We start from the raw sequence: 14,205 nt of genomic DNA on the forward strand, positions 1-14,205 counted from the left end.
CGGTAAGGCAGAAGACGTGAAAGGCGGGCGAACCCGGAAGAGTTCGCCCGCCCTTATGCCGCGCGTCACTTGAGCTGCTCGCTCCACGCCCTGCTTGCGCTGCCCGCGCTACTTGGTGACGCCCGCGTCCTTGAGCGACTTCTGCCAGTCGGCGACCGTGCTCGGGTTCGTGATCTTCTTGTCGTTGATCTTGATGGTCGGCGTCGAGTCGACACCCTTGGCGTCGTCGAAGATCTTGCTCATCTTCATCGCCCAGGCGTCGTACGTGCCCTTCTCGACGGCGTCCTGGAACTTCTTGTTGCCCTTCAGCGCGTCCACCGTGTCCGCCACCTTGATCAGGTAGCTGTCCTTGGAGAACTCGTCCTTCGTCTCCTCGGGGTGGTACTTCGTCGAGTACAGCGCGGTCTTGTACTCCAGGAACGCGTCGGTGCTCACGTTCAGCGCGGCGCCGAGCGCGCTCAGCGCGTTCTTCGAGCCGTCGCCGCCGAGGTTGCCGTCGAGGAAGGTGCCGAGGGTGAAGGACAGCTTGTAGTCGCCGTCCGTCATGCCCTTGTTGACGGTCTCGCCGACGGTCTGCTCGAAGGAGGCGCAGGCCGGGCAGCGCGCGTCCTCGTAGAGGTGGACCGTGTTCTTGGTCTTGGAGTCGCCGACCACGATGGTCGTGCCGTTCGTGCCGCTGGTGTTGGCGGGGGCGACGACCTTGGCGTCGGCTGCCGCGTCCCACTTGGAGGGCTCGTTGTTCTGTACGACGGCGTAGCCGATGCCGCCGGCTATCGCGAGCACCGCGACGATCGAACCGGCGACGATGACCTGCCGCCTGACCTTCTCGCGCTTGGCCTGACGCTCGCGCTCGACGCGCAGCCGCTCACGGGCCGCCGACTTCGCGGCCTGGCTGTTCCTCTTGCTCATGATGGTGTTCTCCGTGGTGATGACAGGTGTACGGGGACTGGAGTGCTCAGGCGAATACGGCCGAGCACGGCGGTCCACGCCGTCCCAGGGAGTGCACGAAGAGGCGCGTACGCGTTGCGGCGACCCGGCGCGTGGGGCGCGGCAGCCGGCGTACGGGAGTGAAGTGGACGGTCACCGCGGCGACCGCGATCAGCAGGGGCCGGAAGGTGGCGGCGGCCACCGCGTCCAGGAGCTGGGCCAGGGCCCGCTCGCCGCGCCGCAGCCAGGCGGCCGCGAGCAGACCCACACCGATGTGTGCGCCGAGCAGCAGCCAGGCGGCGGCCGGATCGGCGTTCGCGAGCAGGGCCGCGGCGGGCTGGGTCTCGCCGCCGGCGACCCGCGCCAGCGGGGTGCCGACCTCGCCGCCGCACAGCACGTCGAGACCGACCGAGCGCAGCGGGCCGGTGACCGGGCCGCCCGCCCTGCCGTAGCAGGCGTGCTGTCCGGCGGTGAACAGCGTGTCGGCGGCCAGCTCCAGCGGGATCAGCAGGGCGGCGATCCGCCCGAAGCCGCGCTCACGGCCCGCCAGCGCGTACGCGACGACGAAGACGGCACCCGCGATCACGGCCACGGTGGTGAGCGGCAGCGGGACCTGGGACAGCAGCACGTGCGACGCGGTGCTGAGCGTCACGACGAGTGCCGTGAACAGCGCCGCGCGCACGGCTCTGAGCTGGGTCCCTGATATGTCCATAGCGGAGGAGAGTGTCCCACGTACTCCTGTAAGAGGTCCCTAAAGGGTTCCTGTGCGTTGTGCGCTGTCTACGTTGTGCGATGCCTACAGACCCGGAATCCGGCCGTTACGGAAAAGGTCCACGAAGATCTGGTGGTCGGCACGCGCCCGTGCGCCGTACTCGTGCGCGAAGTCGACAAGGAGGTCGCCGAAGCTGTCCTCGTCGCCCGCGATCGCCGCGTCGATGGCGCGCTCCGTGGAGAACGGCACCAGCTCCGAGTGGCCGCTCTCGTCGTCCGCCGCCGCGTGCATGGTGGCGGTGGAGCGGCCGAGGTCCGCGACGACCGCCGCGATCTCCTCCGGGTCGTCGATGTCGCTCCAGTCCAGGTCCACCGCGTACGGCGAGACCTCGGCGACGAGCTGGCCCGCGCCGTCCAGCTCGGTCCAGCCAAGCCACGGGTCCGCGTGCGCCTGGAGGGCGCGCTGGGAGATCACCGTGCGGTGGCCCTCGTGCTGGAAGTACTCACGGATCGAGGAGTCCGTGATGTGCCGGGAGACGGCCGGGGTCTGGGCCTGCTTGATGTAGATCACCACATCGTTCTCCAGGGCGTCGGTGGCGCCCTCCAGAAGGATGTTGTACGAGGGCAGCCCTGCCGAGCCGATGCCGATGCCGCGGCGGCCCACGACGTCCTTCACGCGGTACGAGTCCGGGCGGGAGAGGGACGCCTCGGGCAGCGTCTCCAGGTAGCCGTCGAAGGCCGCGAGGACCTTGTAGCGCGTGGCCGCGTCCAGCTCGATGGAGCCGCCGCCCGGCGCGAAGCGGCGCTCGAAGTCGCGGATCTCCGTCATCGAGTCGAGCAGCCCGAAGCGGGTCAGCGAGCGGGCGTCACGCAGGGCGTCCAGGAGGGGGCCCTGCGCGGTGTCCAGCGTGAAGGGCGGCACCTCGTCGCTCTTGGCGCCCGTCGCCAGGGCGTGGATGCGCTCGCGGTAGGCCGCCGCGTACGTCCGGACGAGGTCGGTGATCTGCTCGTCGCTCAGGGCCTTCGCGTAGCCGATCAGGGCCACCGAGGCCGCGAGGCGCTTGAGGTCCCAGGTGAAGGGGCCGACATACGCCTCGTCGAAGTCGTTCACGTTGAAGATCAGGCGCCCCTGGGCGTCCATGTACGTGCCGAAGTTCTCCGCGTGCAGGTCGCCGTGGATCCACACCCGCGAGGTGCGCTCGTCCAGGTACGGTCCACTCAGAATCCTCCCACCACCCCGCCCGGCGTTCTCCTGCTCCAGGTCGTGGTAGAAGAGGCCGGCCGTGCCGCGGTAGAAGGCGAACGCGGAGGCCGCCATCTTCCGGAACTTCACGCGGAACGCGGCCGGGTCGGCGGCCAGCAGTTCGCCGAAGGCGGTGTCGAATACGGCGAGGATCTGTTCGCCGCGTTGCTCGGCGCTGAGCTGCGGAACCGACATCGCTGGGTGCCTCCTGGTGCAGGTGGTGCATGACAAGTGGGACGGAATGTGCCGTCCGCCGGAGCGGATGTCTCCGTCATCTTCCAACGGACGAAGGTACGCGGGAGTGCCCGTCTTCCCCTCACGAAGGTACGGGGGAGACTCCTCCGAGTGTCAGTGCCGAGGCATAGACTTCGACGCTGTCCGCCAGACTGTTCGCAGCCTGTCGGGAGTCCGTCGACGCCTGCCCACCCGTCACCCGACCGCCGCCCCTCATCGAGGCGCTACGCGCCGCACCTGTTTCCCTTGGAGGCCGAAGCCGTGTCAAAGCCGCCGTTCACGCACCTGCACGTCCACACCCAGTACTCGCTGCTGGACGGTGCCGCGCGGCTGAAGGACATGTTCAACGCCTGCAACGAGATGGGCATGACCCATATCGCGATGTCGGACCACGGCAACCTGCACGGGGCGTACGACTTCTTCCACTCGGCCAAGAAGGCGGGCGTCACGCCGATCATCGGCATCGAGGCGTACGTCGCCCCCGAGTCGCGACGCAACAAGCGGAAGATCAAGTGGGGTCAGCCGCATCAGAAGCGGGACGACGTCTCCGGCTCCGGTGGTTACACGCACAAGACGATCTGGGCGGCCGACAAGACGGGCCTGCACAACCTGTTCCGGCTGTCCTCGGACGCGTATGCCGAGGGCTGGCTGCAGAAGTGGCCGCGGATGGACAAGGAGACCATCTCCCAGTGGTCCGAGGGGCTGATCGCCTCCACGGGATGCCCTTCCGGTGAGCTGCAGACCCGCTTGCGCCTGGGCCAGTTCGACGAGGCGGTGAAGGCGGCCTCGGAGTACCAGGACATCTTCGGCAAGGACCGGTACTTCCTGGAGCTGATGGACCACGGCATCGAGATCGAGAGCCGGGTCCGTGACGACCTGCTGCGGGTGGGCAAGAAGCTGGGCATCCCGCCGCTGGTGACGAACGACTCGCACTACACGTACGCACACGAGGCGACCGCGCACGACGCGCTGCTGTGCATCCAGACCGGCAAGAACCTCTCCGATCCGGACCGCTTCCGCTTCGACGGGACCGGTTACTACCTGAAGTCGACGGACGAGATGTACGCCGTCGACTCCTCGGAGGCCTGGCAGGAGGGGTGTGCGAACACCCTCCTGGTGGCCGAACAGATCGACACGACGGGCATGTTCGAGGCGAAGAACCTCATGCCCAAGTTCGACATCCCCGACGGCTTCACCGAGGTCACCTGGTTCCAGGAGGAGGTGCGCCGCGGCATGGCGCGCCGCTTCCCCGGCGGCGTCCCCGAGGACCGCCAGAAGCAGGCCGAGTACGAGATGGACGTCATCATCCAGATGGGGTTCCCGGGGTACTTCCTCGTCGTCGCCGACTTCATCATGTGGGCCAAGAAGCAGGGCATCGCGGTCGGCCCCGGCCGTGGCTCCGCGGCCGGTTCGATCGTGTCGTACGCCATGGGCATCACCGACCTCGACCCGATCCCGCACGGTCTGATCTTCGAGCGGTTCCTGAACCCCGAGCGCGTCTCCATGCCCGACGTCGACATCGACTTCGACGAGCGTCGGCGCGTCGAGGTGATCAGGTACGTGACGGAGAAGTACGGCGCCGACAAGGTCGCCATGATCGGCACGTACGGCAAGATCAAGGCGAAGAACGCCATCAAGGACTCCGCGCGCGTGCTGGGCTACCCGTACGCGATGGGCGACCGGCTCACCAAGGCGATGCCCGCCGACGTCCTCGGCAAGGGCATCGACCTGAACGGCATCACCGATCCCAAGCACCCGCGCTACGGCGAGGCCGGTGAGATCCGCGGGATGTACGAGAACGAGCCGGATGTGAAGAAGGTCATCGACACCGCGAAGGGCGTCGAGGGTCTGGTCCGGCAGATGGGTGTGCACGCGGCCGGCGTGATCATGTCCAGCGAGCCCATCGTCGACCACGCCCCGGTCTGGGTGCGGCACACCGACAACGTCACGATCACGCAGTGGGACTACCCGCAGTGCGAGTCGCTCGGCCTGCTCAAGATGGACTTCCTGGGCCTGCGCAACCTCACGATCATGGACGACGCCATCAAGATGGTGAAGGCCAACAAGGGCATCGATCTGGAGATGCTCTCCCTCCCGCTGGACGACCCCAAGACCTTCGAACTGCTCTGCCGCGGTGACACCCTCGGTGTCTTCCAGTTCGACGGCGGCCCGATGCGCTCGCTGCTCCGCCAGATGCAGCCCGACAACTTCGAGGACATCTCCGCCGTCTCGGCCCTCTACCGGCCGGGCCCGATGGGCATGAACTCGCACATCAACTACGCGGAGCGCAAGAACAAGCGCCAGGAGATCACGCCGATCCACAAGGAGCTGGAGGAGCCGCTCGAGGAGGTCCTCGCGGTCACCTACGGCCTGATCGTCTACCAGGAGCAGGTCCAGAAGGCCGCCCAGATCATCGCCGGCTACTCGCTCGGCGAGGCCGACATCCTGCGCCGCGTGATGGGCAAGAAGAAGCCCGACGAGCTGGCGAAGAACTTCGTCCTCTTCCAGGAGGGCGCCCAGAAGAACGGCTACAGCGCCGAGGCGATCCAGGCCCTGTGGGACGTGCTGGTCCCGTTCGCCGGATACGCGTTCAACAAGGCGCACTCCGCCGCGTACGGGCTGGTGTCGTACTGGACCGGCTATCTGAAGGCGAACTACCCGGCCGAGTACATGGCCGCGCTGCTCACCTCGGTCAAGGACGACAAGGACAAGTCGGCGGTCTATCTCAACGAGTGCCGGCGCATGAAGATCAAGGTCCTGCCGCCGAACGTCAACGAGTCCGAGCAGAACTTCGCGGCGCAGGGCGACGACGTGATCCTCTTCGGCCTCTCGGCGGTGCGCAACGTCGGTACGAACGTCGTCGAGTCGATCATCCGCAGCCGCAAGGCCAAGGGGAAGTACGGCTCGTTCCCCGACTATCTCGACAAGGTCGAGGCGGCCGCGTGCAACAAGCGCACCACGGAGTCGCTGATCAAGGCCGGCGCCTTCGACACGATGGGGCACACCCGCAAGGGCCTCACCGCGCACTTCGAGCCGATGATCGACAACGTGGTCGCGGTCAAGCGCAAGGAGGCCGAGGGCCAGTTCGACCTCTTCGGCGGCATGGGCGAGGACGACAGCAGCGAGCCCGGCTTCGGGCTCGACGTCGAGTTCACCACCGACGAGTGGGACAAGGCCTATCTGCTCGCCCAGGAGCGGGAGATGCTCGGCCTGTACGTCTCCGACCACCCGCTCTTCGGCCTGGAGCACGTGCTGTCCGACAAGGCCGACGCGGGCATCAACCAGCTCACCGGCGGCGAGCACGGGGACGGCGCGGTCGTCACCATCGGCGGCATCATCTCCGGGCTGCAGCGCAAGATGACCAAGCAGGGCAACGCCTGGGCGATCGCCACCGTCGAGGACCTCGCGGGCTCGATCGAGTGCATGTTCTTCCCGGCGACCTATCAGCTGGTGTCGACCCAACTCGTCGAGGACGCGGTGGTGTTCGTCAAGGGACGCCTCGACAAGCGCGAGGACGTGCCCCGGCTCGTCGCGATGGAACTCCAGGTCCCGGACCTGTCGAACGCGGGCACCAACGCACCCGTGATCCTCACCATCCCGGCACTGAAGGTCACCCCGCCGATGATCAGCAGGCTCGGCGAGATCCTCAGCCATCACAAGGGCGAGAGCGAGGTGCGGATCAGGCTCCAGGGCCCGAGCAAGACCACGGTCCTGCGGCTCGACCGGCACCGGGTGAAGCCGGACCCCGCGCTCTTCGGTGACTTGAAAGTGCTGCTCGGGCCGTCCTGCCTGGCGGGCTGAACCAAGGTCTTCGACGTGCGAGGCGGGCTGAACCGGTAGTCGAGGTACGACCTGAACCGGTGGGCGAGGTACGAGAGGGGCGCATCCGTCGCGGATGCGCCCCTCGTCGTGTGCCTGGGCTTCAGCAGCCCTCAACAGGCCTCGTACGGGCCTCAGTTGTGGCCGAAGCGCTTCTGGTGCTTGCGGGCGACATCGGCGGGGCTGCCCTGGGCCTGCGACATCGGCGACTGCTGCGCCTCCGCCGAGGACCGGTCTGCCTGCTCCTGCGCGCGCTCGGCCTGCGAGGAGCGGTCCTGCTGCCCGCCCTGCTTGCGGTTCTTGTTCTTGGCCATGGTGATCTGCCTCCTACGGGGGATCTCGGGGCCAGGGCCGGGACCAGACTCACATAGCGCGACAACAAGCGCATTTCGGAGAATTACCGTGCGTAATAAGCCCTGTCGGTGAGTGATCTGCCGATCCGCCACGCCGAAGATCGAGTTCCGGCCGTTAACCTCCGCAGGGTCGGGCAGACTCGAAGGAAGCCCGAAGCAAACCTCCCGGAAAGAGGGTGGATCGCGTGGACCGCTGCATTGTCCTGGTGGACGCCGGGTACCTGCTCGGGGCTGCTGCCAGTCTCCTCGCCGGGGATTCCTCCCGCTCCCGGATCACCGTCGACCACGCCGCCCTCATCCAGGGCCTGCGCGAGCGCGCCGAGTCCGACACGGAACGGCCCCTGTTGCGCATCTATTGGTTCGACGGCGCCCCCGACCGCGTACCGCAGCCCGAGCACCGCAGACTGCGGGTGATGCCGCGGGTCACGGTGCGCCTGGGCGCGCTGACCCGCAGCGACGGGCGCTGGGCGCAGAAGGGCGTGGACGCCGCCATGCACGCCGAGCTCACGGAGCTGGCGCGCAACCGTGCCTGCTCCGACGTCGTGCTCGTCACCGGGGACGGGGATCTGCTGCCCGGCATGATGGCCGCGAAGGAGCACGGGGTCGCCGTGCACCTGTGGGCCGTGCAGGCCGCCGACGGCGACTACAACCAGTCCGAGGACCTGGTCGCCGAGGCCGACGAGCGGCGGGTCCTCGACCGCATCTGGATCACCAAGGCCGTCCAGGCCAAGGATCTCGGCGGGGTCTGCGCGCCGCCGCCCGTTCCGCGGCCGGAGATCGCCGCGATCCTCTCCGCGCCGTTGCCCGAGTCCGCGCTGTCCTCCTCGGGGGAGCGGCCCTCGCGGGATGCCGAGCACGCGCAGGCCGCGCCCAGTGAGAACGGCACGGAGGAGAGGGCGCCGGCCGCCAAGGGCGGCGTTCCGACGCCGAAGGATCTGGCCGCGTTGCGGGCGCCCGGGACGCATGCGCATCCGCAGCCCGCCAACGCGACGCTGCGGTGGTCCTCCGACAAGGGGTGGGTCGACCGGCCCGGTACCGCCGCGGAGTCCGCGGAGGCCGCGCTGCTGCCCACGCTCGCGCAGCTCACGTCGGCCGAGCAGCGGTGGGCCGATCGTGAGGAGGACATCACGACGGTGGGTGGGGATCCGTACGAGGTCGGGCAGGTGTTCGCCCGGCGGTGGATGGGGCGGTTGTCGGACCAGGCCCAGTTGCAGAAGCTGTCGACGATGTATCCCCGGGTGCCGCACCGGATCGACGGGGAGCTGTTGCGGTATGCGGCTCGGTTCGGGCTGCTTGCGCACAAGGACGATCAGATCGATGAGCATGATCGGTATGCGATTCGCGCGGGGTTCTGGCGGGAGATCGACGTGCGGACCGCTGCCGAGCATGCTCCCGCGGGGGAGTAGGGGGTTCGGTTGAGGTTGGCTTGCCGCCGGCCCGGGAGGGTTGTGGGTCGGCTGCGGGCCGGTGGGGGCTTGTCGCGCAGTTCCCCGCGCCCCTGAAGGGGCACGGCCCGGTGTTCCTCGTGCCCCGGCGGGGCGTCGGGTGGGGCCGATATTGGGCGTATGCCCGCCCCGGGCGTTGGTTTGGGGGTGGGACCCCGTACCCTCAGTCCTCGTGAGTACGCGCACCGCACAGGGAGTCCGGAACGGGCACGGTGGGGATGTCGTGTGCGCGGTGCGGGATCTGACGAAGACCTATCCGGCGGTGCGTGGGCGGCGCGGAGCACCCGGGACGCCCGAGGTGCGGGCCACCGACGGGGTACGGATCGACATCCGGCGAGGTGAGATCTTCGGGCTGCTCGGACCGAACGGAGCGGGCAAGACCACCCTCGTACGGCAGCTGACCGGGCTGATGCGCCCCGACCGCGGCAGTGTCGAGATCCTCGGGCACGACATCGTGCGCCATCCCGAGCGGGCGGCGCGGATTCTGGCGTACCTGGGACAGGAGTCCACCGCGCTCGACGAGCTGACCGTGTCGCTCGCCGCGGAGACCACCGGGCGGCTGCGCGGGCTCGACGTACGCAGCGCGCGGGCCGAGCGGGACGAGGTCCTGGAGGAGCTCGGGCTCACCGCGCTGGCCTCGCGGCCGCTGAAGAAACTGTCCGGCGGGCAGCGCAGACTCGCCTGCTTCGCCACCACGCTCGTCGGCGCGCGGCCCTTCCTCGTCCTCGACGAGCCGACCACCGGCATGGACCCCGTCGCCCGCCGCGCCGTCTGGGGCGCCGTCGACCGGCGCCGGGTCGAGCACGCCACGACGGTCCTCCTGGTCACCCACAACGTCATCGAGGCGGAGACGGTCCTCGACCGCGTCGCCGTTCTCGACCGGGGTCGTGTCATCGCCTGCGACACGCCCACCGGGCTGAAGGAGCAGGTCGCCGGCGAGGTGCGCCTCGAACTCGTCTGGCGCGAGCGAGCGCCCCTCGACGTGCCCGAGGTCGCCGCCCTGCGCGACCGGGCCGTAGAGTCGGGCCGTCGCTGGTCGCTGCGGCTCGCCCCCGAGGAGGCCCGCGCGGCCGTGGCGGCCGTCACCGGCGGCGCCGCCTTCGCGGCCCTGGACGACTTCACGCTCGCGACGCCGAGCCTGGAGGACGTGTACCTGGCGCTGGGCGGCAGCGCCGGAAACGTACGGGGGTTGGTCAAGGCATGAGCGTGCGGGCCTCCACAGCCGTACGGAACAGGTACAGGACGACAGCCGAAGCGAACAGGAGCCGCTCGACGTGAGTGTCGTACCCGCCGAGGTCCTGCCCGGCGCAGCCCGTGCGGACGGGAGCTGGTCCGGTGATGGCACGGACGCCGAGGACGGAGTCCGTGCCGTGGCCGGGCTCGGGCCGCGCGCGCGGCTGTGGCCGGCCCTGGCCGCCGTCTACCGGGCGCAGCTCTCCCGGGCCCGGGTGGCGCGGATCCCGCTGCTGTTCGTGGCGACCTTCCAGTCCGTCGGGATCATGGTCCTGATGCGCGGGGTCGTGGACGGCGGGGACGAGGCACATGCCGTGGTGGCCGGTTCATCGGTCCTCGTGGTCGCGTTCGTGGCGCTCAACCTGCTCGCCCAGTACTTCGGCCAGCTGCGCGCCAGCGGCGGCCTCGACCACTACGCGACGCTGCCCGTGCCGCCCGCCGCAGTCGTGCTCGGCGCGGCCGCCGCGTACGCCTCCTTCACCGTGCCGGGGACCCTTGTCACCGCCGTGGTCGGCTGCATGCTCTTCGGGCTGCCGCTGACCCACCTGTGGATCCTCATCGCCGTCATCCCGCTCGCGGGCGCCGCGCTCGCCGGGCTCGGGGCGGCGCTCGGACTGCTCGCTCCGCGGCCCGAACTCGCCACACTGCTCGGACAGTTGGGCATGTCCGCCGCACTGCTGCTCGGCGTGCTGCCGCCGGACCGGCTGCCGACGGTCGTCCAGTACGCGCGTGACCTGCTGCCTTCCACGTACGGCGTCGAGGCCTTCGCGCTGACCTTCGGGGCGGACCCGGACTGGGCTGTCGTCCTGCTCGACCTCGCCGTGTGCGCGGGAGTCGGCGTCGCCTCGCTGGCCGTCGCGACCTGGGCCTACCGCCGGGCGGCCGTCCGGTGACGCGGCTGACAGGCGGGCCTGGCACGATGTCGGTGTGACCGCACCGCTGACTCCGCCTCCACAGCCGAACCACCAGCCTCCGCACCACGTCTGGCAGGCGCCGCCCCCCGGGTACGCGCCCGTTCATGAGGAGGACGGCCCCGGGATGAAGACCGAACTGCGCGAGGCCGCCGTCATCACGGTCGCGACGGCGATCGGCGGCGTGCTGCTCGGACTGCTGTGGTGCTGGCTGGCGCCACGGGTGCCGCTGGTCTCGGACGGCGCGGCGGTCTATCCCAAGGATGCGGAGGGGGAGCAGGTCATCGGCGTGGACGGCACCTTCTCCCTGCTCGCGGTCGGCTTCGGCCTGGTCACCGCGGTGGTCGTCTTCCTTCTGCGGCGTCGTGGCGGCATCCCGCTGATCGTCGCGCTCACCGTCGGGGGCATCCTCGCCTCCCTGCTCGCCTGGCGCCTGGGCATCTGGCTCGGCCCCACCCAGGACGTGATCGCCCACGCCAAGGAGGCAGGCAAGGGCGTCACGTTCGACGCCCCCCTCGAGCTCAACGCCAAGGGCGCCCTGCTCGCCTGGTCCGTCTCGGCCCTCCTGGTCCACCTGGGCCTGACAGCCCTCTTCGCCCCAAGAGACCCGGACCCGTACGACCAGCCCCAGTTCCCTCACAGCGGCCCGTAAGGGGCGCGGGGCTGTGACATTTGCGGCTTCGCCGCGTGGGCGCGAGCAACCCCCACGCACCCGCGGCTGCGAACGGTCCTATGCCGGCCGATGCCCGTGGTTGGACCGACCCTTCTTGACCCGCCACTTCCTCTTGCGCGTCTTCTTCGACATGTCCTGGGTACTTAACCGAGAACCGGCCCCCCGTCGAGGGCTCACGCACGCCCGACAGGAGCCAGAACCGCATCCGTGAGCTTCGCCAGATCCTCCGGAGCAAGCTCCACCTCGAGCCCCCGCCGCCCCGCAGACACACAAACGGTGGCGTAGGCCGAGGCCGACGCGTCCAGCACCGTACGCAGCCGCTTCCGCTGCCCGAGCGGCGAGATACCCCCGCGCACATACCCGCTGGAGCGCTCCGCGGCGGCCGGATCGGCCATCGCGGCCCGCTTGCCGCCCACCGCCGAGGCCAGCGCCTTCAGGTCGAGCGAGCCGGCCACCGGGACGACGGCCACGGTGAGCTCCCCGTCGACGTCCGCGACCAGCGTCTTGAAGACCCGGTCCGGGGAGACGCCCATCGCCTCGGCCGCCTCCTCCCCGTACGAGGGGTGCGAGGGATCGTGCTCGTAGGAGTGGACCGTGAACTCGACGCCCGCCGCGGTGAGCGCCACGGTCGCGGGCGTCCCTCCCGGCTGCTGCTGCTTCTTCGACTTCTTCGCCAAGACCTCTGCCCTTTGCCCTCGGTGGTCCACGTCAGTTGAGACTCGTCGGCCCCCGTGTCAGCTCCGACGCGGGCAGCGACGGCAGGTTGCGGATGATCGCGGTCTCCGCGCGCAGCAGCGTCAGCTCCTCGCGGAGGCGGGACGCCGTGTCCGGGGCTTGGAGCAGCCGCTGTTTCGCCGGTACGTCGAGCATCGCCGCGGCGGCGACCAGGTACGAGACGACGGCCGGCTCGTCCGGCAGCTCGGCCCCGGTCGACAGGGACCGTTCCCGGGCCCCCGCGAGCCGCTTCTGATACTGCCGGAAGGCCCGCAGCACGCCCTGGGCCAGCGCGCCGGCCTCCTCGCCCGGGTCTTCCTCCAGCTCCTCCAGTTCGGCCGTCAGAAAGGCACCAGAGGCGTCCACGGAGAGCAGCCGTACCCGGGTCGTCCCGGTGGCGAGCACCTCGAAGCTGCCGTCGGCCCGTTCCCGGATGGTCGCCGCGTCCGCGACGCACCCGACCTCGTGGAAGGCCTTCGCCGGGTCGTCGCCGAAGCCTGCCGCGGGCCCGCGCTGGGGTACGGCGGTCTGGTCCGGCATGCCGGGCGCGGTGGACGCGACCTCGTGGCCGTCGCGGATGGCGACGACGACGAACCGGCGTGGATCGTCCTCGGGGGTCTTCAGGAGCTCGCGCATCATCGCGCGATAGCGCTCCTCGAAGACGTTCAGGGGCAGTACGAGCCCGGGGAACAGCACCGAGTTCAGGGGGAAGAGGGGGAGCCGGACGGTGGTCACGACGAGAAAGCCTAATGGTCACCGGAGGGCGCACGTCCGCCGTGCTCACTCCGTGGATACGGAAGATCCCCGTTGCGTAGTTTCAGGGGCATGCCCGAGGCCACCTCGATCCGTATTCCGTCGCGCAGTTCGAGGAACTGGCCGAGCGGGTCGTCCGAGACGCGGTCCCAGGGGAACGAGGTGGCGTACGACCCGATCCGGTGCAGCTCCGCCAGTGCGTCCTGCCAGCGTTCGAGGCGGATCAGCACGTAGGTGAGCAGGTTGCGGACCTCCGCGGGCCACGGGTCGGCGTCCGCGTACTCCCCGGAGACGGCGATCGCGAGGTCGGCCGCCGCGTCGAGGCGTTCGCGCGGCACGGCCGCTCCGCCGCCCTCGGTCAGATAGGCGAAGGCCGCGCGCACCGGCAGGGCCTGGACGAGGGAGCCGGGCAGCGCGTCCTGCGCGGCCCGCTCGGCGAAGTCGAAGCTCTCGCGGTGCGAGCCGTACCAGGCCGCGGACAGGTACTGCAGGGCGGCCACATGGCAGCCGTAGTGGTGCGGAGAGCGGCGTACGGCCTCGGTCCACAGCCGTTCGAACGCGGTGTGCGGGGTGTTCGTGCCCCGGGCGTGGTCGAGCGCGATGCGCCACGGCACCGGGTCGCGCGGGTCGCCCTCGGCGGCCGCGGTGATCAGCGGCGCGACCTGGCGCAGCAGCTCGGCGCGGGCCGGTGACTCCCAGCCCCGGCACACCGCGAGCTCGGCCTTGACCAGCAGCGCGTCCGGGTCGTGCGGGGCGTCGGAGCACCAGTCGTCGAACCACTCCGGCCGGGAGCGCGCGAAGGCGGCGAGCCGCGTCGCGTACCGGTCCCGGTTCTCCCACTCGGCGGCCTCCCGGGTGGTGGACAGCAGCTTCGCCGCGGTCCCGTACTCGCCCCGGCCCGCGGCGACGAGCGCCGGTCCGAGCCGCTCGTCGGGCGCGTCGAGCAGTACCTCGTCGTCGGCGGGCAGACCGGCGGCGAGGCGCGAAGTGTTCCGCGCCATCCGTGCCGTTCGGAGGAACGCGCGCAGCAGTGCCATGGTGGTGCCCATTGAAAACCCGCAGGTCGGACGGGTGCCAGGGGGTACGCGGTGACGCTTTTGTAACCATGGTTTGGTTGCGTGCGGAATGGTCAAGGCCGGGTAAACGGTGACTGTTGTTCATGTGTCAAGCGGTTGTGTGCGACCCGGGA

The 14,205-nt window shown here is 69.9% G+C and carries 12 protein-coding genes; 5 read left to right on the forward strand and 7 right to left on the reverse strand.

Annotated features, from left to right (window positions below; all coding sequences use genetic code 11):
- Positions 1-108: 108 nt before the first annotated feature.
- From QF035_RS37825 to QF035_RS37835, 3 genes are all read right to left on the reverse strand, one after another.
- Positions 109-909 (reverse strand): DsbA family protein, encoded by an 801-nt coding sequence (locus tag QF035_RS37825; RefSeq protein WP_307525457.1) that lies wholly within the window; start codon positions 907-909, stop codon positions 109-111.
- A 46-nt stretch (positions 910-955) separates the two neighbouring features.
- On the reverse strand, positions 956-1,639 hold the full coding sequence (locus tag QF035_RS37830) for a hypothetical protein (RefSeq protein ID WP_307525458.1): 684 nt from the start codon (positions 1,637-1,639) through the stop codon (positions 956-958).
- 84 nt (positions 1,640-1,723) lie between these two features.
- Positions 1,724-3,076 carry a DUF2252 domain-containing protein gene (locus QF035_RS37835; RefSeq protein WP_307525459.1) on the reverse strand — a complete coding sequence of 451 codons (1,353 nt, stop codon included), beginning with the start codon at positions 3,074-3,076 and terminating at the stop codon, positions 1,724-1,726.
- A gap of 300 nt (positions 3,077-3,376) precedes the next feature.
- Between QF035_RS37835 and dnaE the strand changes: the two genes are divergently transcribed.
- Positions 3,377-6,916: a DNA polymerase III subunit alpha gene (dnaE, locus tag QF035_RS37840; RefSeq protein WP_307525461.1), complete on the forward strand. Its 3,540-nt coding sequence runs from the start codon at positions 3,377-3,379 to the stop codon at positions 6,914-6,916.
- A gap of 152 nt (positions 6,917-7,068) precedes the next feature.
- Here the strand turns inward: dnaE and QF035_RS37845 are convergent, their stop codons facing one another.
- Positions 7,069-7,248: a hypothetical protein gene (locus QF035_RS37845; protein WP_143637796.1), complete on the reverse strand. Its 180-nt coding sequence runs from the start codon at positions 7,246-7,248 to the stop codon at positions 7,069-7,071.
- A gap of 224 nt (positions 7,249-7,472) precedes the next feature.
- Between QF035_RS37845 and QF035_RS37850 the strand changes: the two genes are divergently transcribed.
- From QF035_RS37850 to QF035_RS37865, 4 genes are all read left to right on the forward strand, one after another.
- Entirely contained in the window at positions 7,473-8,693 is a 1,221-nt protein-coding gene (locus QF035_RS37850) for an NYN domain-containing protein (RefSeq protein WP_307525464.1), read from the forward strand.
- 262 nt (positions 8,694-8,955) lie between these two features.
- On the forward strand, positions 8,956-9,936 hold the full coding sequence (locus tag QF035_RS37855; RefSeq protein ID WP_307531734.1) for an ABC transporter ATP-binding protein: 981 nt from the start codon (positions 8,956-8,958) through the stop codon (positions 9,934-9,936).
- A gap of 70 nt (positions 9,937-10,006) precedes the next feature.
- Positions 10,007-10,858 carry an ABC transporter permease gene (locus QF035_RS37860; RefSeq protein WP_307525466.1) on the forward strand — a complete coding sequence of 284 codons (852 nt, stop codon included), beginning with the start codon at positions 10,007-10,009 and terminating at the stop codon, positions 10,856-10,858.
- Positions 10,859-10,892: 34 nt separating this feature from the next.
- Complete coding sequence (locus QF035_RS37865) at positions 10,893-11,528, forward strand: AAA family ATPase (RefSeq protein WP_307525467.1); 636 nt, start codon at positions 10,893-10,895, stop codon at positions 11,526-11,528.
- A 194-nt stretch (positions 11,529-11,722) separates the two neighbouring features.
- Here QF035_RS37865 and ybaK read toward each other — a convergent pair whose 3' ends face one another.
- From ybaK to QF035_RS37880, 3 genes are read right to left on the reverse strand one after another with little or no spacing between them, the layout of a single operon-like run.
- Positions 11,723-12,226 carry a Cys-tRNA(Pro) deacylase gene (gene ybaK, locus QF035_RS37870; protein ID WP_307525469.1) on the reverse strand — a complete coding sequence of 168 codons (504 nt, stop codon included), beginning with the start codon at positions 12,224-12,226 and terminating at the stop codon, positions 11,723-11,725.
- 31 nt (positions 12,227-12,257) lie between these two features.
- A complete protein-coding gene (locus QF035_RS37875) occupies positions 12,258-12,998 on the reverse strand; it encodes an LON peptidase substrate-binding domain-containing protein (protein ID WP_190230354.1) in 741 nt (246 codons plus the stop codon).
- A gap of 11 nt (positions 12,999-13,009) precedes the next feature.
- Complete coding sequence (locus tag QF035_RS37880; protein WP_307525472.1) at positions 13,010-14,065, reverse strand: hypothetical protein; 1,056 nt, start codon at positions 14,063-14,065, stop codon at positions 13,010-13,012.
- Between the last annotated feature and the right edge of the window lie 140 nt (positions 14,066-14,205).

This window comes from Streptomyces umbrinus (assembly GCF_030817415.1).
Lineage (GTDB): Bacteria > Actinomycetota > Actinomycetes > Streptomycetales > Streptomycetaceae > Streptomyces > Streptomyces umbrinus_A.